This window comes from Streptomyces goshikiensis, from assembly GCF_014650555.1.
Taxonomy (GTDB): domain Bacteria; phylum Actinomycetota; class Actinomycetes; order Streptomycetales; family Streptomycetaceae; genus Streptomyces; species Streptomyces goshikiensis.
The window spans coordinates 75,983-99,453 of the sequence record NZ_BMVE01000012.1; the positions used below are offsets into that span (position 1 = coordinate 75,983).

A 23,471-nucleotide genomic window follows, 5' to 3' on the forward strand; every position below is an offset into this window, starting at 1 on the left:
GCTCCTTCGTGCGTGCGTTCGCCCCCTGCTTTCGCAATGTACCCCCCTCACCTGCACAAACGGTCACTTTGGGTATCTATGCGAATTGCTTTAGGGCTTCGCGAACGCGGTTGTCTCGCGCGTTCGGTTGCACACCGGGGCACCGTGGGTGACCCTGGTGGAGCATTACTGAGGGTGCAGCACCCGTAACACTCATGTCGGGGAGTCGCAGCCGTGATCAGTCATTCCCGCAGGCACTGCGTCGTCGAACTGCAAGCCCTGCCGTCGCGGATCGGTCAGATCCGAAGAATCGTTTCTGCGCAGTTGCGCCACTGGCAGCTCGATCCACTCATAGACCGGGCTGCGCTCGGCGTGACGGAGCTGCTCAGCAACGTCCACCGCCACGCGCAGCCGAACAAGGTGTGCACCGTCGAGATCGAGTTCCGGCTGGGCCGCCTCACGGTGTCGGTGTACGACAGCGATCCGCGGCTGCCGGTCCTGCGCGAGACACGGGCGGACGCCCTGGACGCGCCGGACGCCCTCGGTGCGCTGGAGACCTGCGGGCGCGGCCTCGCGCTCGTCGAGGCGGTCAGCGAGGCCTGGGGGGCGCGGCCGCACGGCGACGGTCCGGGCAAGATCGTGTGGTTCTCGCTCCGCGCCACCCCGGCCCACGTCGCGCCGAAGGGCACGGTCATCATCGACACGGCCATGCCCGTACGAGAGCCCGCCCCGGCGGCGTTCGTGGCCGTGGACGCGGAGGCCGTCGCCGTCAGCGTGCCGGTGACGGTGTCGGTCGGCACTCGGCCCGGGTAGCTCGGGGCCGGCCGGCCCCGCAGGACCGGCCGGACCGGTTCAGGCCGCCGCCCCCAGGGCCCCCAGCGGGTCGTCCAGCACCGGCTGCCACGCCAGCTCCGCCGCGCCGACCAGGCTGTTGTGGTCCAGGGTGCACGGCAGGATCGGCACTCCCCCGCTGCGCCCCCACAGGCTCCGGTCCGCGACGACCGCGCGCAGCCGCTCCGGGTCCGCGTGCAGCAGCTCCCGGTGCAGCCCGCCCAGGATGATCCGGTCCGGGTTGAGGATGTTCACCAGGCCCGCGAGGCCGAGGCCCAGCCGGTCGATGAGCTCCTGCGCCGCCGCCCGTACGGCGGGCTCGGCGTACTCCTCGCGCAGCAGGTCCCGGGCCTGCTGGAGCAGCGACACCTCCGGGCCGGGGGTGCGGCCCGCCGCCGTCAGGAAGGCCAGCGGGTCCGCCTCGACGTCGAGGCAGCCCCGGCTGCCGCAGTGGCAGGGGCGCCCCTCCGGGTTCACGGTGAGGTGGCCGACCTCCAGGGCCAGCCCGGAACTCCCGCTGTGCAGCCGCCCGTCGAGCACCAGCGCGCCGCCGACCCCGCGGTGGCCGGTGGCCACGCAGAGCAGGTGCTGCGCGCTGCGCCCCGCTCCGTGGCGGTGCTCGGCGAGCGCGGCCAGGTTGACGTCGTTGCCGGTCAGGGCGGGGCCGTCGATCCCGGCGGCCTTCACGCACTGGGCGAAGATGGCCCGTACGGGGGCGCCGGCCGGCCAGGCCAGGTGCAGCGGGTTCAGCGCCGTGCCCTCCGGCTCGGCGACGGCCGACGGGACGGCGAGGCCCGCGCCGACGCAGCGGCGGCCGCTGCGCGCGAGCAGCTCGGCGCCCGCCGAGACCACCGCGCCGAGCACCTGCGCCGGGTCCGCGGAGACGGTGACCTTGCCGGGGGAGGTCGCCACGATCCGGCCGCCGAGGCCGACGAGCGCGGCCCTGAACCCGTCCGGGTGCACCTGCGCGGCGAGCGCGACGGGGCCGTTCTCGTCCACGGAGAGCCGGTGCGAGGGCCGGCCCTGGGCGCCGCCGGCGCCGCCGGGGCGGGAGTCGACGCGGATCAGGCCGAGGGCCTCCAGCTCGGCGGCGACGGCTCCCGCGGTGGCCCGGGTGACACCGAGCTCGGCCGTCAGCACCGCCCGGGTCGGGGCCCGGCCGGTGTGGACGAGTTCCAGCGCCGGACCGAGCGCGCCGCGGCCCCGCTCCAGCTTGGTCCTCGCGGATGCCGTGGACACCGTGGTCGCGTCCCCCACCCCCGGCGGGGCCCCGTTGCCGTTCATGACAGCGATCCTCGCATGATCGGCGCCCCTCCCGCTCCGCCGGTCACGGCACTAGTGCCCGTCGGGCGTTGCCGGGGCGGGCGGCTGCCCGAGGCCGCCGACGCGGAGGGTGATGTTCAGCCGGCCGGTGAGGCCCAGCGTCGGCGGTGCGGTGCCGGGCAGCACCCTCGGCACCCCGTGATAGGCCCGCCGGCTCGGGCCGCCGAAGACGAACAGGTCCCCGCTGCGCAGCTCGACGTCCCGGTACGGGTGGCCGCGCGAGGCGGTGTTGCCGAACCGGAAGACGCAGGCGTCGCCGAGGCTGAGGGAGACCACCGGCGCCGCGGACCTCTCCTCGGCGTCGCGGTGCATGCCCATGCGGGCGTCGCCGTCGTAGAAGTTGATCAGCGCGATGTCGTAGGCCTCGCAGGGGCCCGCGGGCACCCCTGCGTCCCCCGTACCAGCGTCCCCCGTACCGGCGTACGCGGCGGCCACGGCGTCCCGGCCCAGCTCCGCGAGCCATCCCGGCATCGGTTTCACCGGCGCCCCGTCGCCGTCCACGGCGGTGCGGGCGTAGGCGTACGGATACCAGTGCAGCCCCAGGCACACCTGGCGGGCGGTCATCGTCCCGCCCCCGGGGGTGCTCACGGTGCGCAGTCCGGCGGGCGGGCGGGCCCACTCCCGGCAGGCGGCGAGCAGCTCCCGCTGCCGTTGCGGTCCGAGCCAGTCGGGGACGTGCACGGCGCCGGGCGCGATCAGGGTCCGCTCGCGCGGGAAGAGTTCCCCGTCCATGTGTCCATTGTCGGCGGTGGGCTGCGAGACTCCCGCCATGACCATCAAGACGGATGAGTTCGTGGAGATCCTGGTACGGGAGGGCGAGCTGCTCGCCGAGGCGGCCGAGCGGGCGGGCACCGAGGCTCCGGTGCCCACCTGCCCGCAATGGCGGGTCGCGGATCTGCTGCGGCACACGGGGGCGGTGCACCGCTGGGCGGGCGGTTTCGTCGCCGAGGCGGTCGTGGATCCGGTGCCGTTCCCGGACGCTCCCGAACTGGTCGGCCCGGAGCTGCTGGCCTGGTTCCGCGAGGGGCTCGCGGACCTGGTCCGCACCTTGACCGAGGCGCCGGCCGATGTGCAGTGCTGGACCTTCCTGCCGACGGCCGCGCCCTCGCCGCTGGCCTTCTGGGCCCGGCGCCAGGCGCACGAGACGGCCATCCACCGGCTGGACGCCGAGGCGGCGCTCGGCGTCGAGTTCGGCGCGCTGGCGCCGGAGTTCGCGGAGGACGGGGTGGAGGAGCTGCTCACCGGCTTCCACGCCCGCCCGCGCAGCCGGGTGCGGACCCCGGAGCCCCGCGTGCTGCGGGTCCGGGCGGCCGACACCGGCGCGGTGTGGACCGTACACCTGTCGCCGGAGCCGCCGCGCACGGTGGTGGGCGATCTGGGCGAGCCGGTGGACTGCGAGGTGACGGGGACGGCGGCATGGCTGTACGCGGCCCTGTGGAACCGCCTCCCGCTGGCCGGTCCGGGGGTGTCGGGCGACGAGGAGCTGGCCCGCCTGTGGATCGATACGGGCCGCATCTGACCGAAGGCGGCCTTGTGACAGAGCGCCGCGCACTGTGACACTGCGTATATGGGGCAACGTACGCAGGCGGACCGGGACGCGATCACCATCGAGATCGGCTACGCCGTGTTCAGCGGGTGTTTCGCGGCCGCCCTCGTCTTCGGGGCGGTCTACGGGCCGGCACTGGCCTTCACCTTTCCCGGCTCGGCGCGCATGGCCCTGGAGCTGACGGGCGCGGTCCTGGCGGCTACGGTCTTCCTGCTCCGCACCGCGCACGTCCTGTGGCGCTTCGCCCGCCGCCCGGAGCACGACGGCCGCTAGGGCGTCCGGGCCCCGGCGCCGGAGGATCGCCCCTCCGGCGCTGCGGGCCGTCACTTCATCCCGTGGACCCGTGTCATACGGAGGGCAGCCCGACGGCGTGCCCCAGCTGCCCGGCGGCGTGCGCGAAGAAGGCGTCGCGATCCTCGACCACCCGGTTGAACTGGCCGAAGACCTCGCAGGAGACGAGCCCGACCAGCTGGCCCCAGGCCGCGACCAGGGCGGCGGTCACCTCCGGGGGCAGGCCCTCGGCGAAGTCCGCCGTCATCCGCTCGGCCTCGGCGCGCAGGGCGGCGGGCAGCGGCGGCAGCGCGATCCCGCGGCCCTGGTGGGCGGCGCGGACGATGCCGATCAGCGCGTTCGCGGCGCGGGCGGCGGGGCCGACGGTGTCGAGCGGGGCGCTGTAGCCGGGGACCGGGGAGCCGTAGATGAGCGAGTACTCGTGCGGGTGCGCCAGGGCCCAGGCGCGGAAGGCCCCGCAGACCTCGGCCCAGCGGGCGCGGGGCGGGGCTCCGGCGGCGCGGGCGCGGGCGTCGGCCTCCTCGGCGGCGGCGCCGACGCTGTCATAGGCGTCGACGATGAGCGCGGTGAGCAGCTCGTCGCGGCTGGGGAAGTAGCGGTACAGGGCCGAGGAGACCATGCCGAGCTCGCGGGCGACGGCGCGCAGCGAGAGCTTGGCGGCGCCTTCGGCCGCGAGCATGCGGCGCGCCTCGTCCTTGATGGCGGCGGTGACCTCGATGCGGGCCCGTTCCCTGGCCCCTCGCACGGTGCTCATACGGGTCAGTCTGCCATGCGGGTGGAGCACTGCCCATAAATGAGAGCACGGACCCAAATAGAGAGCAGTGCTCTTGTTTTGGTGCGCCGCTCCGGGCACACTGAGCAGTGCACCGAGACGAGAGCACCGCTCTCCTCGCCCGTGACCCCGGAGGCCACCATGAACGCGCCCACCCCGCACTACGTCCAGGCCGGCCCGTTCGCCGTCCGCCTCAACGCGTTCCTCGGCAAGCTCGCCCGCCACGGGATCAGCCTGGCCGGCACCGCCGAACTGTCGGTGCGCGGCCGCACCTCGGGCCGGATGCAGCGGATCCCGGTCAACCCGCACACCCACGAGGGCGAGCAGTACCTGGTGTCGGCCCGCGGGCATTCACAGTGGGTGCGCAACATGCGCGTCGCCGGGGGCGGGGAGCTGCGCGTGGGGCGCAAGGTGCGCGTCTTCACGGTCACCGAGGTCACCGACCCCGTGGCGCGGGCGGCGGTGCTGCGCACGTACCTGGAGAAGTGGGGCTGGGAGGTCAACCGCTTCTTCAACGGCGTCACCGCCCGCTCCCCCGAGGCCGAACTCCAAGCCGCAGCCGCCGACCACCCGGTCTTCCGCCTCACCATCACCCCCTGACCCACCAACACCCCAACCCCAAGCCACCACAACCTCCGAACCCCGAACCCCGAGCCCCGAGCCCTGAGCCCGGCCCACCCTCGACCACACGGGCCACCCCTGGCACCGACACCTGCCGCCCCCGACACCAACCGGCGCCCACCCGGACCCTTCCTCGACCACACCGGCCGCCCCGGCGTAAACCCACCCTCAACCGCACCGACCAGCACCAGCACCGGCCGCACCGGCCACCCCCGGCACCGACCCGCCGCCGACCACACCGGCCACCCCGGCCCCGGTCCCGGCTCTGCCCCTGGCCCCAACTCTGACCCTGACCCCGGCCCTGGCTCACCCTCGACCGCCGGCCGCCCTGGCCTCGGCCTCGGTTCGGGGCCCCCGGCCCACCCTCGACCACACCGGCCGCCCGGCCGCACCGACATCAGCCGCCGGCCGGAACGGGGGGCTTCGACCGCGCCGGGCCGGGAGGGCGAGCGGCTCCGCCTGGCCGGTCGGACCTGCGTGGCGGGCCGGCCGCTCCCGCTTCGACCGTGCGGGCGATCCGCGGTGGGCCGGCCGTACGGGCGGGCCATCCCTGACGCTCCGTCATGTTTGGCTGGACCTTCGCCCCGCCTGGCTCCGCGCCCGGTCGAGAAGGAGAGTCCCGTGCCCCGAATGGTCCGTCTGACGCGTGTCGCCGGTGCCGGCGCCGTAGCCGTCGCGCTCGCCGTGCTCGCGTCCGCCCCCACCGCCGGCGCGACGGCCCTCGCCGAGCCACCGCCACCGCCACCGCCGTCGACGCTGCCGGCCCCGGCCCCCGCCGCGCCGCTGTCACTGGTGGACCCGCACATCGTGAGGCACTTCGACCTCGCCGGGGGCCAGACCCCCGAGAACATCGCGCTGGAGCCCGACGGCTCCGCCGACCTGACCTTCTCCTTCGCCCGCCAGGTCGCCCACGTCGACAAGCGCGGACACGTCCGGACCATCGCCACGCTGCCCGCCGTGGCGGACCCGCAGACCCCCGAGATCGGCGCCGCCGTCACGACCGGCCTCGCCCGGGCCCACGACGGGACCCTCTACGTCGGCTACGCCACCGGCACCGACGCCGCCGGCGTCTGGCGGATCACCCCGAACGGCGAGGTCAGCCGGTTCACCGACGAGGACCTGCCGGCTCACTCCTTCATCAACGGCCTCGCGCTCGACGAGCGCCACGGGGTGCTCTACGCCGCCGACTCCGACCCCGGCAAGGTGTGGCGGATCTCCCTGGACGACGGCTCGGCGACCGCCTGGGCCACCGGCCCCGATCTCGAACGCGTCGGATTCTTCGGGGCGAACGGCATCAAGGTGCGCGAGGGTTCGGTCTGGGTCTCCAACTTCGACCGGGGCACGCTGCTGCGCATCCCGATCGAAGCGGACGGCTCCGCCGGCCCCGTCGAAACCCGCGCCACCGGCCTGGACGGCATCGACGACTTCGCCTTCGCCGGGAAGGGCGAGACGGTCCTCGCCGCCCTCAACACCACCAGCGAGGTCGCCGTGGTCCGGCGCGACGGCTCGCACACCGTCCTGCTGACGGCGGCCGACAGGCTCTCCAACCCGACCTCCGTCGCCGTGAACCGGCAGAAGGTCTACGTCCCGAGCGCCGCCTACAACACCCAGAACGACCCGAACCTGCTGCTCGCCCGCCTGGAGAAGCACCGCCCGAAGCCCTGAGGCACCCGGGACCGGCGCCGGGACGGCCCCCGGACCGACCCCCGAACCGCCCCCGGGACCGGCGGGACCCGTCAGTACACCGGGCCCCGCCGCGCCCCGTCAGTCGCGGGCGCTCCGCGCCTGCCGCTCGTCGAGGGCGTGCAGCCCCTTGCGGACCAGCGGGTACGTCCGTACCAGATCGGCCAGCGTCGTCGAGCCGCGCACGATCCGGGCGAAGGACGTCCACGCCGGCCGGAAGCCGGTGATGGCGGCGTGCAGCAGCCCCGGCCGGGCCTCGAACAGAGTCAGCATCCGCTTGCCGACGCCCATCTCCACACCCAGCCCCGCCTTCACCGCGAAGGAGTAGTTCAGGGCCTGGCGCCGCGCGTCCACCGCGTCCTGCGCCTCGGAGATCTTCACGGCCCACTCCCCCGCGAGCCGCCCCGACCGCAGCGCGAAGGAGATGCCCTCCCGCGTCCACGGCTCCAGCAGCCCGGCCGCGTCGCCCGCGACCAGCACCCGGCCGCGCGAGAGCGGCGATTCGGGCTTGCGGCAGCGCGTCAGGTGCCCGGAGGAGACGGCCGGCTCGAAACCGGCGAGGCCCAGGCGGGCGATGAAGTCGTCCAGGTACCGCTTGGTCGCGGCGCCTTCGCCCTTCGCCGAGATGACCCCGACGGTGAGGGTGTCGCCCTTGGGGAAGACCCATCCGTAACTGCCGGGCAGCGGACCCCAGTCGATGAGCACCCGCCCCTTCCAGTCCTCGGCCACGGTCTGCGGGACCGGGATCTCCGCCTCCAAGCCGAGGTCGACGGTGTCCATCTCGACGCCGACGTGCGCGCCGATCCGGCTCGCGCTGCCGTCCGCGCCGACCACCGCCCGGGCCAGGACGGTCTCGCCGTCGGCGAGGACGACGGCCACGGTGCGCCGGTCGGGCACCGCCGCGCCGTGCTGCTCGACCCGCGCCACCGCCGTGCCCGTACGGACCGTCGCGCCCGCCTTCTCCGCGACGGCGACCAGGCCCGCGTCGAACTCCGGCCGGTTGATGAGCCCGAACAGCATCTGCTTCGAGCGGCGGGTCCGCGTCAGCCTGCCGTTGTGGGAGAAGGTGACCGCGTGGATGCGGTCCTTGAGGGGCAGGACGAAGCCCGGCGGAAGGGCGTCGCGCGAAGGGCCGATGATGCCGCCGCCGCAGGTCTTGTAGCGGGGCAGCTCGGCCTTCTCCAACAGCAGGACCCTGCGCCCCGCCGTCGCCGCCGCGTGCGCGGCCGAGGCTCCGGCCGGGCCGGCCCCGACCACGACCACGTCCCACACCTCCCCGGTCGCCCCGGAGCCCTCCTGGCCGCCCGTCCCCCGAGCGGCCTGCCCCGCGCCCCCGCCGTGTACGTCGTCTGCGCCGTGTACGTCGTCGTCGCTGCTCACGATGTGCTGCTGCTCCTGATCACGCTGTTGCTCGGATGCCGGGGAAATCCTACGGCGAGAGATCGCCCCGCCCGGCTGTGCGAGGATCGGAGCTGACTTTCGCCGTGCCGCATACGCCCACCCCGCGGATGCGGGCGGCGTACACCGAGTACAACGTCGCACCCAAAAGGAGCGTGCCCATGACCCGGAATCCGATCGCCGAGACCATCGCCTCACTGATGCCCCGCGCCAAGCGGGAGCTGACCGAGCTGGTGGCCTTCCAGTCGGTGGCGGACTGGGCGCAGTTCCCCAAGAGCGAGAGCGAGGCCGCCGCCAACTGGGTGGCCGACGCCCTGCGCGTCGAGGGTTTCCAGGACGTGGCGCTGCTCGACACCCCTGACGGCACCCAGTCGGTGTACGGCTTCCTGCCGGGCCCCGAGGGCGCCCCGACGGTCCTGCTGTACGCGCACTACGACGTGCAGCCGCCGCTCGACGACGCCGCCTGGGTCTCCCCCGCCTTCGAGCTGACCGAGCGCGACGGCCGCTGGTACGGGCGCGGCACGGCGGACTGCAAGGGCGGGTTCATCATGCACCTGCTGGCGCTGCGCGCGCTGAAGGCCAACGGCGGTGTGCCGGTGAGCGTGAAGGTCATCGTCGAGGGCTCGGAGGAGCAGGGCACGGGCGGCCTCCAGCAGTACGCGGAGGCGCACCCTGAGCTGCTCGCCGCCGACACGATCCTCATCGGCGACGCGGGCAACTTCCGCCTCGGCCTGCCGACGGTGACGGCCACGCTGCGCGGGATGACCCTCGTCAAGGTCAAGATCGACACGCTGGGCGGCAACCTGCACTCCGGCATGTTCGGCGGGGTCGCCCCCGACGCGCTGGCGGCGCTGATCCAGCTGCTGGCCTCGCTGCGGGCTCCCGACGGTTCGACCACCGTGGACGGGCTGGCCTCGGACGCGGTGTGGGAGGGGCTGCAGTACCCGGAGGCGGACTTCCGCTCGGACGCGAAGGTACTGGACGGGGTCTCCCTGATCGGCGAGGGCACCATCGCGGACCGCCTGTGGGCGCGGCCCGCGGTCACCGTCCTCGGCATCGACTGCCCGCCGGTCGTCGGCGCCACCCCGTCGGTGCACGCCGGCGCCGGCGCGCTGATCAGCCTGCGCGTGCCGCCGGGCGTGGACACCGCGGACGCCATCAAGCGGCTGGAGGCGCACCTGGTGGCGCACACGCCGTGGCAGGCGCGGCTGGAGCTGGAAGTGGTCGGCCAGGGCCAGCCGTTCCAGGCCGACACGACCAGCCCGGCGTACGCGTCGATGGCCGCCGCCATGGAGGTGGCGTACCCGGGCCAGGAGATGCAGATCGCGGGCATGGGCGGTTCGATCCCGCTGTGCAACACGCTGACGTCGCTGTACCCGGAGGCGGAGATGCTGCTGATCGGGCTGAGCGAGCCGGAGGCGCAGATCCACGCGGTGAACGAGAGCGTGTCCCCGGAGGAGCTGGAGCGGCTGTCGGTCGCCGAGGCCCACTTCCTGCTGAACTACGCGGAATCCAAGCGCGGCTGACGCCTCGCGGGCGAGGGCGCGGGCACCTGAGCCCGCGCCCTCGCCTGCGCCCTCGCCTGTACCCGCGCCCTGCGGCTGCGGCTGCGGCTGCGCCACGAGCGAACTCCGCCCCCGGCGAAAGGAACCCCGGGGGCGCGGTCGTCGCGCGTACGGTCGGCCCATGAATCCGGATCTTGTCGAAGTACTCCCCGGGCGCCTGTACATGCTCCGCTTCGCCATCGGCCAGGCCTACTTGTGGTGCGACGGGGACGCGCTGACCCTGATCGACGCCGGGCACGCGGGGGCGGCGGACGCGATCGAGGGCGCGATCCGCTCGCTCGGGCTGCGCCCGGAGCGGCTGGAGCAGATCGTGCTGACCCACTGCCACCGCGACCACATCGGCGCCGCCGGTGAACTCGCGGGCCGCTGGGGCGCGCAGGTGCTCGCGCACGCCTTGGACGCCCCGGTGATCCGGGGGGAGCGGCCCGTACCCGAGCCGGTGCTGCTGGACTGGGAAGTCCCCCTGTACGCACACGGCCTGACGGTGCCCGAGGCCCCGCCGGTACGGGTGGACCGCGAGCTGGCGGACGGCGAGAGCCTCCCCTTCGGCGACGGGGCGGTCGTGGTCCACGCCCCGGGTCACACGCCGGGCAGCATCGGCGTCCATCTGCCGCGGCACGGCGTGCTGTTCACCGGCGACTGCGTGGCAGGGGTGGGCCAGGTGATGCTGGGCGTGTTCAACGTGGACCGCGCCCGGGCCGAAGCCTCCTTCCGCCTCCTGGCCGCCCTCGCCCCCTCCGTGGCCTGCTTCGGCCACGGCGACCCCCTGACCACCGACACCGCCGCGACCCTCCGCGCGGCCGCCCACCCCGCCCCCCACCTCCCGGCGACCCCCTAGGGCCTGTCGTCAAAGTGGCGCCGGTCAGGCCCGCGGCGGCCGGTCACGGGGCGGGGTGGCCCGCCTCCAGGTAGTGGGGGTGGCCGCGGTCGCGGGCGCGCAGGGCCCAGCGCAGGCGTTCGTAGCGCTGTGGCGGCAGCAGGTCCGCCGCCTCCGCCTCCGTGACGAACCGCCACTGCCGCAGCTCCGGCCCGGGCAGCCGGAGGGCGGCGATGTCGGACTCCCCGAGGCGGCCCCCGTCGAACAGCAGCCGCAGCCCTCCGAACGCGGGGTGCCGCGGCGGTTCCCAGTCGACGACCAGCAGCCCCGGCACCCGGTCGAGGGTGAGGCCGAGCTCCTCCTCCACCTCCCGGATCCCGGCGCGGGCCGGCGCCTCGCCCGGTTCGACGACCCCGCCCGGGAACTCCCAGCCCGCCTTGTACGTCGGGTCCACCAGCAGCACCCGGTCCCGCTCGTCGAACAACAGCACCCCGGCCGCCACGGTCTCCCGCGTCGGCTCCGGGGTCTGCACGATGTCGCAGACCCGCGCCGCGTCGGACCGTACGGCCTTCGCGATCCGCTCCGCGGTCTCCCGCGGGCTGATCGCGCCGTTGTCGATGACGTGCGCGTCTGCGGTGAGCCAGCCCAGTGCCTGCCGGTACGTGGGGAGGTGCTCGTACGCCCATTCCCCGTCCCGCGGATCGGCCGGCTGCTGCTGCCGCCCCGCTATCCGCTCCCGAAGGATCGTTTCCTCCGGGGCCAGCAGCACGTGCCGTACCGGAATCCGGCGCGCCGCCAGGCCGCCGAAGATCTCGTCCCGGTACCCCTGCCGCAGCAGCGTCATCGGCACCACCAGCACCCCGCCCAGCTCCCCGAGCATCGCCGCCGCCGTCTCCACGACGAGCCGCCGCCAGCTCGGCAGGTCCTGGTAGTCGGTGACCTCGTCGATCCGCTTGCGCGGCAGCAGCACCCGCAGCGCGTCGCCGATGAACTCCGGGTCGAACAGGGTGCTGTCCGGAAGGAGTCCGACCAGTTCGCGGGCCGTGCTGGTCTTCCCGGCACCGAACGTGCCGTTGATCCAGACGATCACGTGTACCCCTCTCGCGATGGCTCGCCTCCGCGGCCCCCAGTGGGCTTGCCCGCACCACCCTGCCACGGAAACCCGGTAATCAGCCGAGTGCTTATCCTCAAGGTCAGAGCCGTGCCCCCAGACCTGCGGAGGTATCCCCGTCGTGCCCCACACCCGCCGCCCGTCCGCGTCCCGTTACGGCAACCGGCCGACGATGAAGGACGTGGCGGCCCGCGCGGGCGTGGGTCTGAAGACGGTGTCCCGGGTGGTGGGCGGCGAGCCGGGGGTCACGCCCGACACCGAACGGCGCGTCCGGGAGGCCATCGACGCGCTCGGCTTCCGCCGCAACGACAGCGCCCGCGTGCTCCGCAAGGGCCGTACCGCCAGCGTGGGCCTGGTGCTTGAGGACCTCGCCGACCCGTTCTACGGTCCGCTCAACCGCGCGGTCGAGGAGGTCGCCCGCGCGCACGGGGCCCTGCTCATCATCGGCTCCAGCGCCGAGAACCCGGACCGGGAGCGGGAGTTGGCGCTCGCGCTGTGCGCGCGCCGGGTGGACGGGCTGATCGTGATCCCGGCCGGGGACGACCACCGCTACCTGGAGCCGGAGATCCGGGCGGGCGTGGCCACGGTGTTCGTGGACCGCCCGGCCGGCCGGATCGAGGCGGACGTGGTGCTCTCCGACAGCTTCGGCGGCGCCCGGGACGGCGTGGCCCACCTGATCGCCGGCGGCCACCGCCGGATCGGGTTCATCGGCGACCACGCGCACATCCACACCGCCACCGAGCGCCTGCGCGGCTACCGCGCCGCGATGGCGGACGCGGGCCTTCCGGTGGCTGGATCCTGGGTGTCGCTCGGCTCCACCGAACCGGAGCGGGTGCGCGCCGCCGCCCGCTCGCTGCTGACGGGCCCCGACCCGGTGACGGCCGTCTTCGCCGGCAACAACCGCGTGACGGTGACGGTGGTACGGGTGCTGGCCGAGCGGACGCCGCCGGTGGCCCTGGTCGGCTTCGACGACTTCGAACTCGCCGACCTGCTGCGCCCCGGTGTGACGGTGGTCGCCCAGGATCCGGCCACCCTCGGCCGGGTCGCCGCCGACCGCCTCTTCCACCGCCTCGCCGGCGCCGCCCTCCCCCCGGCCCGCACGGAACTCCCGACCCGCCTGATCCCCCGGGGCTCGGGGGAGATCGCCCCGCCGGCCGTCTGATCCTCACCGGATCAGCGTCCGCAGTACGGGTACGGCCGCCCCGGCGGCGGCCAGCCCGGCGAGCACGGCCAGGGCGGTGGGGGTGCCCCCCAGCCGGGCCAGCACGCCGACGACCAGGCCGATGAGCACGGAGATGACGAGCACGACGGCGGCGTGCAGGGACAGGAACGGCGGATCGGTGTCCGGCGGTGGTGTGGTCATGCCTCGATTCCACTCCCCGTCAGGCCGTCGGCCGGCACGGACGGAACGAGTCCGGCCACAGCGGAGCACCGCCGAACCCATCCGGAAGTGCGGGGCAGTTCGGCGGAACACCCCACCCGTTCCTCCGCCGTCCCCGCCGACACCCCTTGCCCTTCAGAGGCGTTCGAGGAAATTCCGCGGAGTTCCGCGGAGTTCGGCCCCGTTCCGTGAAGTTCACCTCCGGACCCCCGTCGGCGTTCTACCGTGTTCGCCATGACGCCGCAGTCCACCGGCACGTTCGACGAAGAACTGGCCGCCCTCGCCGCCGATCTGCGCCGCCTGCGGATCGTGCGCGGCAAGCCCTCGTACCGCGAGCTCGTCGCCCGCGCGGAGGGGTCCCGCGCCGGGATCCAGCTGTCGATGGCCACTCTCAGCGACGCGTTCAACGGCAAGCGCCTCGTCAGGATCGACACCCTGATGGCCCTGGTCCGGATCCTGCGCTCCTACGACGAGTTCGGCGGCGAGGTCCCCGTCCCCGGGCACAACGCCCCGGAACTCGCCCCCTGGCGCCGCCGGTGGCAGGCGATCGCCGCCCTCCAGTCCGGGCCCCCGGCCGGGGAACGGCCGGCGTCCGTCGCCACACCGGCACCCGCCCCCGCCCCGGCCGTCTCCGCGTACGCGCTGCGCTTCCGGCTGGTCGGACACCCGGGCCCGGTCCGGCACCTGGCCTTTCCCGCCGACGGAAGGCAGCTGGCGGCCGCCGCGGACGGGGACGCGGTGCTGCTCTGGAACACCGCCACCGGGCTGCCGTACAAGTACCGGGGCCGGATCGATGACTTGGGACCGGTGGCGTTCGCCCCCGATGACTCCCTGATGACGGTGAACAACGCGAACACGCGCAGCGTCTCGCTGTGGGATCCGGTGCTGAGGACGCGCCGCAAGACGGCCCTGGAGAGGAGCCACCACGAGGGCATCGCCCGGCTGGCGCACTCACCGGACGGGCGCCTCCTGGTGAGCGTGGACACCGCGGGATCGGCCCGCGTCTGGTACGCGGCCGGGCACGTCCGCGTGCCGTCCGCCTTCGACGACCTCCCCGGCCGTGTCACCGCCGTCGGCTTCACCTCCGACGGCCAGGTGCTCGCCCTCGTGGACGACGGCGGCGGGGTCCGCCTGTGGGAGGTGTTCGGCGCGCAGCCGCTGAGCGCGCCGCTCGCCGGGCAGCCGGTCGACCCGGACACGGCCGCCTTCTCCGCGGACGGCCGGGTGCTCGCCACCGCCGGGCGCGACGGTTCGCTGCTGCTGCGGGACACCGCCACCGGCCTGCCGCTGGCCCCGCGGCCGGCCCCGCGCAGCGGAAGGATCGGCGCCCTCGCCTTCTCCCCCGACGGGCTGCTGCTCGCCGTCGCCGCCGACGACGGGGCCGTGCACCTCGTGGACACCGCCGACGGCCGTCCCGCCGGGCCCGCGCTGACCGGGCACCGGCAGCCCGTCCACGCCGTGGCCTTCTCCCCGGACGGCGCCCTGCTGGCGACGGGCTCCCACGACACCACGGTGCTGCTGTACGAGCGCCGGGCGGCGCCGGTCCCGGCTCCCGCGGTCGACTCCGCCCCCGGCTCCGGCTCCGGCACCGGCGCCGTCGCGGCGCGGGCCCTGGCGGTGCTGGCCGGGGCCGGGCGGCCCGTGGCCCTGCCCCCGCTGACCTCGGACGGGCCCCTGGTCCGGGTCGCCTTCTCCCCCGACGGCGGGACCCTGGCGGTGACCACCCGCTCCCAGCAGGTGCTGTTCCGGGACACGCTGACGGGGCGCCCTGCCTGCGAGCCGATCACCGGCCCGCCGGTCCTGCCCTTCGGGCTGTTCTACGCCCCCGACGGGCGGCTGTTCGTCACCCCGGCCGCGGGCTCGGCGGTGATCCCCTGGGACCCCGGCACGGCCCGGCCCGCGGGCGAGCCGCTGACGGGCCACAGCGGCCCGGTGATGGGTCTGGCGCTCTCCGCCGACGCGCGGCTGCTGGCCACCGCCGGCGCGGACGGCACTCTGCGGCTGTGGGAGACGGCCAACGGAAAGCCCGACGGCCGGTTCCCGGGGCACGCGGTGGACGCCTCGGGTGTCGCTTTCTCCCCGGACGGCCACCGTCTCGTCGGCGCGTACCGGGACGGGACGGTGCGCGTGTGGGATCTCTCCGGCCCCAGGGACCTGACGCACAGCCAGGTCCTGCACGGACACGGGGGCCCGGTGTGGTCGGTGGCCTTCTCGCCCGACGGCAGGGTGCTGGCCACCGCCTGCCAGGACGGCGCCGTACGGCTGTGGGACCCGCGGACGAACAAGCCGTTCGGGGACCCGCTGACCGGGCACGGCGAGTCGGTCAACGATCTGGTGTTCACCCCGGACGGCGGCTTCCTGGCCACCGTCGGGGCGGACGGCGCGCTGCGGCTCTGGGACCCGGCCTCCGGGCGGCCCGTGGGCGAGCCGGTGACCGGTCACTCGGGCTCCGTGTCCGGGGTCGCCTGCTCCCCCGACGGCAGCCTGCTCGCCACGGTGGGCGAGGACGGCACCCTGAGGCGCTGGGTCATCGGCCCCCGGTAGCGCGCCGGGGCCCGGCCGGGATCCCCCCGGCCGGGCCCCGGCGGTCAGGCGGTCAGACCTTCGCCGTCAGCGTCGCCGAGCGGCGCGGGATGGCGAACGCGTCCAGTTCGGCGCGGGTCAGGCCGGTGAGGGCGGTGACCTCCTCGGCGCCGACCGCGCCGCAGTCGAGGCCGCGGACCAGGTAGCCGGCCAGGGCCTTCGCCGTGGCGGGCTCGTCCATCACGTCGCCCTCGATCTTGGCCACGTACGCCTTCAGGCGGGCCGCCGCGGTCTCCAGGCCCTCGCGGTAGAAGGTGAACACGGCCGCGTAGCGGGTCGGCAGGTGCGCCGGGTGCATGTCCCAGCCCTGGTAGTAGGCGCGGGCCAGGGCCCGGCGGGTGAGGCCGTAGTGCAGCTTCCAGGCCTCGTGGACGTGCTCGGTGGTGCCGATGGGCAGCACGTTCGTCGAGCCGTCGGAGACCCGTACGCCGGTGCCGGCGGCCGCGACCTGCATGATCGCCTTGGCGTGGTCGGCGGCGGGGTGGTCGCTCGACTGGTAGGCGGCGGAGACGCCGACGCAGGCGCTGTAGTCGAAGGTGCCGTAGTGCAGGCCCGTGGCACGGCCCTTGGACGCCTCGATCATGCGGGCGACGGTCGCGGTGCCGTCGGAGGCCACGATCGACTGGCTGGTCTCGATCTGGATCTCGAAGCCGATCCGGCCCGGGGGCAGCCCGCGGGTGGTCTCGAAGGCCTCCAGCAGCTCGACGAAGGCGCTGACCTGCTCGGCGTACGTGACCTTCGGGAGGGTGAGGACCAGCCCGTCGGGGAGGTCGCCGTGCTCCAGCAGGCCGGAGAGGAAGATGTCGGTGGTGCGGATGCCGCGGTCGCGGACGTTGGACTCCATGCACTTCATCCGGATGCCCATGTACGGGGCGTTGGTGCCGCTCGCGAAGGCCTCCGAGACGAGGCGGGCGGCGCGGGCCGCGGCCTGGTCCTCCTCCTCGTCGGAGCGGACGCCGAAGCCGTCCTCGAAGTCGACGCGGAGGTCCTCGACGGGCTCGGCGGCCAGCTTGGCGCGTACCCGGTCGTAGACGGGTGCGGCCAGCTCGTCGCCGATGCCGAGGACCCGGGCGAAGGTGGCGGCGTCCGGGGCGTGTTCGTCGAGGGCCGCGAGGGCCTGGTCGCCCCAGGAGCGGATGGTGCCGGCGGTGAAGACGTCACCGGGGACGTAGACGGTGTGGATGGGCTGGCGGGTGCCGGGGTCGCCCGGGTAGTGGCGCGCGAGTTCCGCGTCCACCGGCGCGAGGGAGGCGCTGATGCCCTCGCTGACCGCGCCGGCGAGGCTCGTCGCCACCTTCTCCTGCTGACCCATCGTGCACTCTCCTCTTTTTCCGCTTCACGGAAGGCTAGATCCGCATAGCAGAATTTAATGATGAGTACATTGTCTAGTCAATGGTTGCAGGAAACACCTCGGGGCCGCGTGGTGAGTGTCACCACGCGGCCCCGAGTCACAGCATCGACGCAGGTCAGCCCTTGCGGGCCTTGATCTCGCCGGTCAGCTGGGGGACGACCTCGAAGAGGTCGCCGACCACGCCGTAGTCGACCAGGTCGAAGATCGGGGCCTCGGCGTCCTTGTTGATGGCCACGATGGTCTTCGAGGTCTGCATGCCGGCCCGGTGCTGGATCGCGCCCGAGATGCCGGAGGCGATGTACAGCTGCGGGGAGACCGACTTGCCGGTCTGGCCGACCTGGTTGGTGTGCGGGTACCAGCCGGCGTCCACGGCGGCGCGGGAGGCGCCGACCGCCGCACCGAGGGAGTCCGCGAGCTCCTCGATGAGGTGGAAGTTCTCGGCACCGTTGACGCCGCGGCCACCGGAGACCACGATCGCGGCCTCGGTCAGCTCGGGGCGGCCGGTCGACTCGCGCGGGGTGCGGGAGACGACCTTGGTGCCGGTGGCCAGCGCGCCGAAGGTGACGGCGAGCGCCTCGACGGTGCCGGCGGCCGCGGCGGCCTCGACCGGAGCCGAGTTCGGCTTGACGGTGATGACCGGGGTGCCCTTGGAGACACGGGACTTGGTGGTGAAGGAAGCGGCGAACGCGGCCTGCGTCGCGACCGGGCCCTCGTCACCCGCCTCCAGGTCGACGGCGTCGGTGATGATGCCGGAACCGATGCGGACCGCCAGGCGCGCGGCGATCTCCTTGCCCTCGGCGGAGGACGGGACGAGCACGGCGGCCAGGGAGCCCGCGGCGGACACGGAGTCGTAGGCGGCCTGCAGCGCGTCCACCTTCGGTACGACGAGGTACTCGGCGAACTCGGGGGCGTCGGCGGTGAGGACCTTGACGGCGCCGTGCTCGGCGAGCACGGCGGCGGTGTCGGCCGCGCCGGCGCCCAGGGCGACGGCGACGGGCTCGCCGATGCGGCGGGCCAGCGTCAGCAGTTCGAGGGTGGGCTTGCGGACGGCGCCGTCCACGTGGTCGACGTAGACGAGAACTTCAGCCATGGGGATGCTCCTGCGAATGCGAAGTAGTCAGGGGGCGGTCGAGTCGGCGACCGAAGCTCTTAGATGAACTTCTGGCCTGCAAGGAACTCGGCCAGCTGCTTGCCGCCCTCGCCCTCGTCCTTGACGATCGTGCCGGCGGTGCGGGCCGGGCGCTGCGCCGCGGAGTCGACCGCGGTCCAGGAGCCTTCGAGACCGACCTCGTCGGCCTCGATCTCCAGCTCCTCCAGGTCCCAGGACTCCACCGGCTTCTTCTTGGCGGCCATGATGCCCTTGAAGGACGGGTAGCGGGCCTCGCCCGACTGGTCGGTCACGGAGACGACCGCGGGGAGGGAGGCCACGAGCTGCTCGCTCGCCGAGTCGCCGTCGCGGCGGCCGGTGACGGTGCCGTCCTCGACCTTGACCTCGGACAGCAGGGTGACCTGCGGGACGCCCAGGCGCTCGGCCAGGATCGCCGGGAGGACACCCATGGTGCCGTCGGTCGACGCCATGCCGGTGATGACCAGGTCGTAGCCGGCCTTGTCGAGCGCCTTGGCGAGCACCAGCGAGGTGGCCATGACGTCGGAGCCGTGCAGGTCGTCGTCCTCGACGTGGATGGCCTTGTCGGCGCCCATCGAGAGCGCCTTGCGCAGCGCGTCCTTGGCGTCCTCGGGGCCCACCGTCAGGACGGTGATCTCGGCGTCGTCCGCCTCGTCGGCGATCTGCAGCGCCTGCTCGACGGCGTACTCGTCGAGCTCCGACAGCAGGCCGTCGACGTCTTCGCGGTCTACGGTCAGGTCATCGGCGAAGTGCCGGTCGCCGGTGGCGTCGGGCACGTACTTCACACAGACAACGATCCTCAGGCTCACGCCGGCTCTCCTACCGCATCGTCTTTTACAGATACCGCCTTGTGCAGGCAGCATAAGCGCCTTCTCGGGCGGATCCCGGTCGGGGCGGCCCGCGCTCCGATCGGAATGTTACTCGTCAGTACACCGTGGGTCCCGCCCGGTGGCAAGGCCACCGAACTGTGATCTGGCCAACGCCGCCCGAACCCGCCCCAGCAGGGACGATTCAGTCGCGCAGAGCGTTGAAGCGCCCCTGGTGGTACAGCAGCGGCCGGCCCTCTCCGGCCGGGTCCCCCTCGATGGCCTCCGCGATGACCACGCGGTGCGCTCCGGCGGGCACCAGGGCCACCACCCGGCACACCAGCCACGCCAGCACGCCGTCCAGCAGCGGGACCCCGTGCGGACCCGGGACCCAGGCGGTGGCGGGACCGAAACGGTCGGCGCCGCTGCGCGCGAAGAGACCGGCCAGCTCGCTCTGGTGCTCGGCGAGTATGTGGACGCCGATGTGGCCGGAGTCGCGTATCGCGGGCCAGCTGGAGGAGCCGGTGCCGATCGTGAAGGACAGCAGCGGCGGGTCCGCGGACACCGAGTTGAGCGAGGTCGCGGTGAATCCCACCGGCCCGTCACCGTGCGCGGCGGTGATCACCGCGACCCCGGCGGCGTGCTGCCGGAAGACGGAGCGCAGGAGGTCGGGCGAACCGGGCAGGCCGAAGCGGTCGCCGTCGTCACGCGCGGTCGGGGCCGTCATGGCCGTCGTGGCCGTCATGAGGGGTCTCCCTCGTGGATCCGCCCGTAAAGCAGGAGTTCATACCGCATATGACCAGCCTGTCGATCTCTCATGTACACAGTCAAGCGGCAACGGCCAGATGTCAGGCGCGTCACGCTGTGTGCGGGCGCGCGTACCGGCGCGAGCCGCCCCGTCCCGTTCCGCGTCCCCCCGCGCCCCCCGAGTCTCATCCGGCGTCCACCGCCGCCCCCAGGGCGGCGATCACGTCCGCCTTGCGCGGCATCCCGACGCCCCGGCGGACGATCCGGCCCGCGCCGTCGAGCACGAGCACCGTGGGCGTCTTCTCGATGCCCAGGGCCCGTACCAGGGCGAGGTTGCGCTCGGCGTCGACCTCGATGTGCGCGACCCCGTCCACCAGCTCCGCCACCTCGGCCAGGATCCGCCGGGTGGCCCGGCAGGGCTGGCAGAAGGCGCTGGAGAACTGCACCAGGCTGGCCCGCTCCCCCGGCTCGGCGCCCAGCTGGGCGCTGCCGAGCCGCTCGTGTTCCTCGTGGCCACCGCTTTCCCGCCCGCGCACGCGCACTCCCGTCCTCGTCCGCGTACTCATGGGTACGCTCGGTCGCCTGATGGTCCGTACCCTGGTCCGAGCGCCCCGCGGGGGCGCCACATTCCCGGCGTGACGAGAATCTCGCCGGGTGCGGCCCTCTGGACTGGCCAGCAGGCGGCATTTGGGGCACGATCCCCATGGTCGCGTACCTACGCTTCCGTAACTTCCGGCCGGGAGCACCTCCCCAGGCAGAAAGCGGGGTCTCCCCTCCATGGCTGAGCTCGTCTACCCCCCGGTGATCGGCGCCGCGCACACGCTGTTCCGCGCGCTGGACATCCGCATCGACATGAAGGGCACCGAGAACATCCCCCGCAAGGGCGGAGCGGTCCTGGTGTCCAACCACATCGGCTACCTCGACTTCATCTTCGCCGGACTGACGGCGCGGCCGCAGAAGCGCCTGGTCCGCTTCATGGCGAAGGAGTCGGTGTTCCGGCACAAGGTGTCCGGCCCGCTGATGCGCGCGATGAAGCACATCCCGGTCGACCGCAAGCAGGGCGAGGCCGCCTACCAGCACGCGCTGGACGCGCTGCGCTCCGGCGAGATCATCGGGGTGTTCCCGGAGGCGACGATCTCCCAGTCCTTCACCCTCAAGAGCTTCAAGTCGGGTGCGGCGCGGATGGCCCAGGAGGCCGGGGTCCCGCTGATCCCGGTGGCGCTGTGGGGCACGCAGCGGCTGTGGACCAAGGGCCGCCCGAAGGACCTCAAGCGCAGCCACATCCCCGTGACGATGCGCGTGGGCGAGCCGATGGACGCCCCGGCCGACCAGTACGCCGGCGCCATCACGCGCCGGGTGCGCGAGCGGGTGCAGGAGCTGCTGGAGGCCGCGCAGCGCGCGTATCCGGCCAAGCCTGCTGGGCCCCAGGACTCCTGGTGGCTGCCGGCCCATCTGGGCGGCACCGCGCCGACGGCGGCCGAGGTCAAGGACCTCGGCTGAGGATCCGGCCCCGACCGGGCCCTCCCGGCCCTCGGCCCGGCCCCGGCCCGGCTCCCGGTCACGCCCGGCCACGCCCGGCCACCGAGCGCGGCTCCGCCTTCCCGGCGGGGCCGCGCTCCGGCGTTCCGGCGGGGGCCGGTGGGTAACGTCTCCTCCGGTTCATCGCGCGACACACCAGGGGGAGGGGTCCGGGCATGAACGGGTTCGGGCGGTATCTGGCGGCGGCGGTCTCCGCGCGGTTCGCCTCCGAGGGCATGGGCATGGCCGTGGTGCTGCTCGCCCTGGAGCGGACCGGGAGCGCGGCGTACGGGGCGTACGTACTGACGGCCTGGCTGGCCCCGCACGTGCTGGCGGCCCCGCTCGCGGGCGCGGCGGCGGCCCGGGCGCGCCGGCCCCGGCTGTTCCACGTGGCCGCGCTGGGCGGGTTCACCGCGGCGGTGGCCGCGCTCGCCGTGCTGCTGGGCCGGGCCCCGGCGGTGGTGGTCCTCGCGGTGGCGGTGCTCGGCGGCTCCTGCGGGCCGATGGTGACGGGCGGGCTCTCCAGCCTGGTCGCGGGCCTGGTCCCGGCGGGTGCCCGGCGGGACCGGGCGTACGGCTGGGACGCGTCCACCTACAACGCCGCCTCGGTCACCGCCCCGGCGGTGGTCGGGCTGGTCGCGGCGCTGGCCTCGGCGGCGCCCGCGATGGCGGTGCTCGCGGCGTCCGGGGTGCTGGCGGCGGCGCTGGCCGCGAGCCTCCCGTACGGGGAACCGGGCCCGGCCCCGGCGCCCGGCGTGCCCCGCGCCGGGCTGGGGGCGGGGCTGGCCGCCCTGTGGCGGGTGCGGGAGCTGCGGGCGATCACCTCGGCGACGACGCTGGCCTTCGTCGGCATCGGCTCGCTGACCACCACCTCGGTGCTGCTGGCCGGCGGGCTCGGCAGTCCGGGCGCGGGCGGCGTCTTGATGACGGCCTTCGCGCTGGGCGCCCTGGGCGGTTCGCTGACCCTGGGGCGGATGACGGCCGTGGAGCCGGGGCGGCTGGCCCGGTGGGCCCTGGCCGGCACCGGGGTGGCGCTGGCGGCCGCCGCGCTGTCCCCGTCGCTCGCGGTCACGGCGGCGCTGTTCGCGGTGGCCGGGGTGTGTGACGGCCCGCTGCTCACGGCCACCCTGCGGATCCGCTCGGAGTGCGCGCCGGAGGCGGTGCGGACCCAGGTGTTCACCCTGGGCGCGGGGCTGAAGCTGACGGCCGCCTCGGCCGGCGCGGCCCTGGTGGGGCTCACGGCCGACGCGCCGGCGCAGGCCCTGCTGGGCGGGATCGCCGCGCTCCAGCTGGCCGCGGCCCTGCTGCACGGCGCGCTGGCCGCGCGCGGGCCCGTACCCGCCGCGCCCGGCTCCGCGGCCGGGGCGGCTACAGACCCGTCGGCAGGTTCCGCCACAGCTCCGGCCGGTCGGCGGAGCCCCGGAGCGCCGTGAGCACGGCCGGGTGCGGGGCGGCGTACAGCCCGGGGTAGTCGAGCTCGCCGAGCTCGGGGCGTACGGGGAAGGCCAGTCGCTCCCGGTCCAGGGTGAACTGGGCGTCCACGCCGGGCTTGTTGCCGCGCGGGTCGAGGCGGGCCCAGCCGGCGGCGCCGGGCCGGCGCAGCGCGATCAGGCCGTGGAGGACGGCGTTCGAGCCGTCGTCGTCGGCGAGGAGCTGGTAGCAGAAGGCCGTGGGGAGGCCCCGGGCGCGCAGCAGGGCGGCGAGGGCGTGGGCCTTGGCGTGGCAGATGCCGGTGCGGGTGCGGAGCACGTCGGAGGCGCGCCAGGTGATGCGGGGGTCGCCGGAGTCGGCGGAGTGCGCGACGGTGTCGCGGACGAACTCGAAGGCGGCCTTCGCGTAGGCGTACGGGTCGCCGCCCGCGGTGGCCCACAGGGCGTCGGCGGTATCGCGTACGAGGGGGTGGCCGTGGTCGACCACGTCGTCGGCCGCCAGGTAGGCGGCATCAGGATGCTCCTGGATCATTTCCACGATCCAGGAGCATACCTATGCGCGATAACGCATGCCTATCGAGTTATGCGGAGG

The 23,471-nt window shown here is 74.3% G+C and carries 23 protein-coding genes; 11 read left to right on the forward strand and 12 right to left on the reverse strand.

Features of this window, described 5'->3' with window-relative positions:
• Positions 1-213: 213 nt before the first annotated feature.
• Entirely contained in the window at positions 214-792 is a 579-nt protein-coding gene (locus IE248_RS28255; RefSeq protein ID WP_008742239.1) for an ATP-binding protein, read from the forward strand.
• Positions 793-831: 39 nt separating this feature from the next.
• Here IE248_RS28255 and IE248_RS28260 read toward each other — a convergent pair whose 3' ends face one another.
• Together IE248_RS28260 and IE248_RS28265 are read right to left on the reverse strand one after the other, a co-directional pair.
• The gene (locus IE248_RS28260) at positions 832-2,094 is read right to left on the reverse strand and encodes an ROK family protein (RefSeq protein ID WP_073780511.1); all 1,263 of its coding nucleotides are present in this window, start codon (positions 2,092-2,094) and stop codon (positions 832-834) included.
• A 51-nt stretch (positions 2,095-2,145) separates the two neighbouring features.
• The gene (locus IE248_RS28265) at positions 2,146-2,865 is read right to left on the reverse strand and encodes an alpha-ketoglutarate-dependent dioxygenase AlkB family protein (RefSeq protein WP_190032072.1); all 720 of its coding nucleotides are present in this window, start codon (positions 2,863-2,865) and stop codon (positions 2,146-2,148) included.
• 43 nt (positions 2,866-2,908) lie between these two features.
• Between IE248_RS28265 and IE248_RS28270 the strand changes: the two genes are divergently transcribed.
• Together IE248_RS28270 and IE248_RS28275 are read left to right on the forward strand one after the other, a co-directional pair.
• A complete protein-coding gene (locus IE248_RS28270) occupies positions 2,909-3,652 on the forward strand; it encodes a maleylpyruvate isomerase family mycothiol-dependent enzyme (protein ID WP_190032137.1) in 744 nt (247 codons plus the stop codon).
• A 48-nt stretch (positions 3,653-3,700) separates the two neighbouring features.
• Entirely contained in the window at positions 3,701-3,952 is a 252-nt protein-coding gene (locus tag IE248_RS28275) for a DUF6332 family protein (protein ID WP_037797085.1), read from the forward strand.
• A 73-nt stretch (positions 3,953-4,025) separates the two neighbouring features.
• Here the strand turns inward: IE248_RS28275 and IE248_RS28280 are convergent, their stop codons facing one another.
• Positions 4,026-4,724 (reverse strand): TetR/AcrR family transcriptional regulator, encoded by a 699-nt coding sequence (locus tag IE248_RS28280; protein WP_100583137.1) that lies wholly within the window; start codon positions 4,722-4,724, stop codon positions 4,026-4,028.
• Positions 4,725-4,883: 159 nt separating this feature from the next.
• On the opposite strand from IE248_RS28280, the gene IE248_RS28285 reads away from it, so the two are divergent.
• Positions 4,884-5,342 carry a nitroreductase/quinone reductase family protein gene (locus IE248_RS28285; protein WP_100583210.1) on the forward strand — a complete coding sequence of 153 codons (459 nt, stop codon included), beginning with the start codon at positions 4,884-4,886 and terminating at the stop codon, positions 5,340-5,342.
• A 651-nt stretch (positions 5,343-5,993) separates the two neighbouring features.
• Positions 5,994-7,028, forward strand: coding sequence for a DUF6923 family protein (locus IE248_RS28290; protein ID WP_190032138.1), 1,035 nt, complete (start codon positions 5,994-5,996; stop codon positions 7,026-7,028).
• A 99-nt stretch (positions 7,029-7,127) separates the two neighbouring features.
• Here IE248_RS28290 and IE248_RS28295 read toward each other — a convergent pair whose 3' ends face one another.
• Complete coding sequence (locus tag IE248_RS28295) at positions 7,128-8,318, reverse strand: geranylgeranyl reductase family protein (RefSeq protein WP_037797091.1); 1,191 nt, start codon at positions 8,316-8,318, stop codon at positions 7,128-7,130.
• 287 nt (positions 8,319-8,605) lie between these two features.
• Here IE248_RS28295 and IE248_RS28300 point away from each other — a divergent pair, with 287 nt between their 5' ends.
• Together IE248_RS28300 and IE248_RS28305 are read left to right on the forward strand one after the other, a co-directional pair.
• A complete protein-coding gene (locus IE248_RS28300; protein ID WP_190032074.1) occupies positions 8,606-9,970 on the forward strand; it encodes a dipeptidase in 1,365 nt (454 codons plus the stop codon).
• A 160-nt stretch (positions 9,971-10,130) separates the two neighbouring features.
• On the forward strand, positions 10,131-10,847 hold the full coding sequence (locus IE248_RS28305) for an MBL fold metallo-hydrolase (RefSeq protein ID WP_190032075.1): 717 nt from the start codon (positions 10,131-10,133) through the stop codon (positions 10,845-10,847).
• A gap of 43 nt (positions 10,848-10,890) precedes the next feature.
• On the opposite strand, the gene IE248_RS28310 is transcribed toward IE248_RS28305, so the two are convergent.
• The gene (locus tag IE248_RS28310; RefSeq protein ID WP_073796215.1) at positions 10,891-11,916 is read right to left on the reverse strand and encodes an NUDIX hydrolase; all 1,026 of its coding nucleotides are present in this window, start codon (positions 11,914-11,916) and stop codon (positions 10,891-10,893) included.
• A gap of 193 nt (positions 11,917-12,109) precedes the next feature.
• On the opposite strand from IE248_RS28310, the gene IE248_RS28315 reads away from it, so the two are divergent.
• Positions 12,110-13,099 (forward strand): LacI family DNA-binding transcriptional regulator, encoded by a 990-nt coding sequence (locus IE248_RS28315; RefSeq protein ID WP_190032139.1) that lies wholly within the window; start codon positions 12,110-12,112, stop codon positions 13,097-13,099.
• A 3-nt stretch (positions 13,100-13,102) separates the two neighbouring features.
• Here the strand turns inward: IE248_RS28315 and IE248_RS28320 are convergent, their stop codons facing one another.
• Complete coding sequence (locus IE248_RS28320) at positions 13,103-13,300, reverse strand: hypothetical protein (RefSeq protein ID WP_037797096.1); 198 nt, start codon at positions 13,298-13,300, stop codon at positions 13,103-13,105.
• 252 nt (positions 13,301-13,552) lie between these two features.
• On the opposite strand from IE248_RS28320, the gene IE248_RS28325 reads away from it, so the two are divergent.
• Complete coding sequence (locus tag IE248_RS28325; protein ID WP_190032076.1) at positions 13,553-15,862, forward strand: WD40 repeat domain-containing protein; 2,310 nt, start codon at positions 13,553-13,555, stop codon at positions 15,860-15,862.
• A gap of 52 nt (positions 15,863-15,914) precedes the next feature.
• Here the strand turns inward: IE248_RS28325 and IE248_RS28330 are convergent, their stop codons facing one another.
• From IE248_RS28330 to IE248_RS28350, 5 genes are all read right to left on the reverse strand, one after another.
• A complete protein-coding gene (locus IE248_RS28330) occupies positions 15,915-17,213 on the reverse strand; it encodes a DUF6986 family protein (RefSeq protein ID WP_190032077.1) in 1,299 nt (432 codons plus the stop codon).
• 154 nt (positions 17,214-17,367) lie between these two features.
• Entirely contained in the window at positions 17,368-18,342 is a 975-nt protein-coding gene (locus tag IE248_RS28335) for an electron transfer flavoprotein subunit alpha/FixB family protein (RefSeq protein WP_037797102.1), read from the reverse strand.
• 59 nt (positions 18,343-18,401) lie between these two features.
• On the reverse strand, positions 18,402-19,187 hold the full coding sequence (locus tag IE248_RS28340; protein WP_047960479.1) for an electron transfer flavoprotein subunit beta/FixA family protein: 786 nt from the start codon (positions 19,185-19,187) through the stop codon (positions 18,402-18,404).
• Positions 19,188-19,389: 202 nt separating this feature from the next.
• Positions 19,390-19,911 (reverse strand): flavin reductase family protein, encoded by a 522-nt coding sequence (locus tag IE248_RS28345; RefSeq protein ID WP_047960947.1) that lies wholly within the window; start codon positions 19,909-19,911, stop codon positions 19,390-19,392.
• 205 nt (positions 19,912-20,116) lie between these two features.
• Positions 20,117-20,497, reverse strand: a complete 381-nt coding sequence (locus IE248_RS28350; protein ID WP_047960480.1) for a thioredoxin family protein — start codon at positions 20,495-20,497, stop codon at positions 20,117-20,119.
• Positions 20,498-20,708: 211 nt separating this feature from the next.
• Here IE248_RS28350 and IE248_RS28355 point away from each other — a divergent pair, with 211 nt between their 5' ends.
• Entirely contained in the window at positions 20,709-21,431 is a 723-nt protein-coding gene (locus tag IE248_RS28355; RefSeq protein WP_037797106.1) for a lysophospholipid acyltransferase family protein, read from the forward strand.
• A 194-nt stretch (positions 21,432-21,625) separates the two neighbouring features.
• Positions 21,626-22,882, forward strand: coding sequence for an MFS transporter (locus IE248_RS28360; protein WP_073796219.1), 1,257 nt, complete (start codon positions 21,626-21,628; stop codon positions 22,880-22,882).
• Here IE248_RS28360 and IE248_RS28365 read toward each other — a convergent pair.
• Positions 22,818-23,417 carry a transglutaminase domain-containing protein gene (locus tag IE248_RS28365; protein ID WP_190032078.1) on the reverse strand — a complete coding sequence of 200 codons (600 nt, stop codon included), beginning with the start codon at positions 23,415-23,417 and terminating at the stop codon, positions 22,818-22,820. The genes IE248_RS28360 and IE248_RS28365 overlap by 65 nt on opposite strands.
• Between the last annotated feature and the right edge of the window lie 54 nt (positions 23,418-23,471).

Bases quoted from the DNA above. Each gene is read 5' to 3' on its own strand.
- IE248_RS28260 (WP_073780511.1), bottom strand. From the start codon at position 2,094: ATGAACGGCAACGGGGCCCCGCCGGGGGTGGGGGACGCGACCACGGTG.
- IE248_RS28265 (WP_190032072.1), bottom strand. From the start codon at position 2,865: ATGGACGGGGAACTCTTCCCGCGCGAGCGGACCCTGATCGCGCCCGGC.
- IE248_RS28275 (WP_037797085.1), top strand. From the start codon at position 3,701: ATGGGGCAACGTACGCAGGCGGACCGGGACGCGATCACCATCGAGATC.
- IE248_RS28280 (WP_100583137.1), bottom strand. From the start codon at position 4,724: ATGAGCACCGTGCGAGGGGCCAGGGAACGGGCCCGCATCGAGGTCACC.
- IE248_RS28285 (WP_100583210.1), top strand. From the start codon at position 4,884: ATGAACGCGCCCACCCCGCACTACGTCCAGGCCGGCCCGTTCGCCGTC.
- IE248_RS28290 (WP_190032138.1), top strand. From the start codon at position 5,994: ATGGTCCGTCTGACGCGTGTCGCCGGTGCCGGCGCCGTAGCCGTCGCG.
- IE248_RS28300 (WP_190032074.1), top strand. From the start codon at position 8,606: ATGACCCGGAATCCGATCGCCGAGACCATCGCCTCACTGATGCCCCGC.
- IE248_RS28305 (WP_190032075.1), top strand. From the start codon at position 10,131: ATGAATCCGGATCTTGTCGAAGTACTCCCCGGGCGCCTGTACATGCTC.
- IE248_RS28315 (WP_190032139.1), top strand. From the start codon at position 12,110: ATGAAGGACGTGGCGGCCCGCGCGGGCGTGGGTCTGAAGACGGTGTCC.
- IE248_RS28320 (WP_037797096.1), bottom strand. From the start codon at position 13,300: ATGACCACACCACCGCCGGACACCGATCCGCCGTTCCTGTCCCTGCAC.
- IE248_RS28325 (WP_190032076.1), top strand. From the start codon at position 13,553: ATGACGCCGCAGTCCACCGGCACGTTCGACGAAGAACTGGCCGCCCTC.
- IE248_RS28330 (WP_190032077.1), bottom strand. From the start codon at position 17,213: ATGGGTCAGCAGGAGAAGGTGGCGACGAGCCTCGCCGGCGCGGTCAGC.
- IE248_RS28335 (WP_037797102.1), bottom strand. From the start codon at position 18,342: ATGGCTGAAGTTCTCGTCTACGTCGACCACGTGGACGGCGCCGTCCGC.
- IE248_RS28345 (WP_047960947.1), bottom strand. From the start codon at position 19,911: ATGACGGCCCCGACCGCGCGTGACGACGGCGACCGCTTCGGCCTGCCC.
- IE248_RS28350 (WP_047960480.1), bottom strand. From the start codon at position 20,497: ATGAGTACGCGGACGAGGACGGGAGTGCGCGTGCGCGGGCGGGAAAGC.
- IE248_RS28355 (WP_037797106.1), top strand. From the start codon at position 20,709: ATGGCTGAGCTCGTCTACCCCCCGGTGATCGGCGCCGCGCACACGCTG.
- IE248_RS28360 (WP_073796219.1), top strand. From the start codon at position 21,626: ATGAACGGGTTCGGGCGGTATCTGGCGGCGGCGGTCTCCGCGCGGTTC.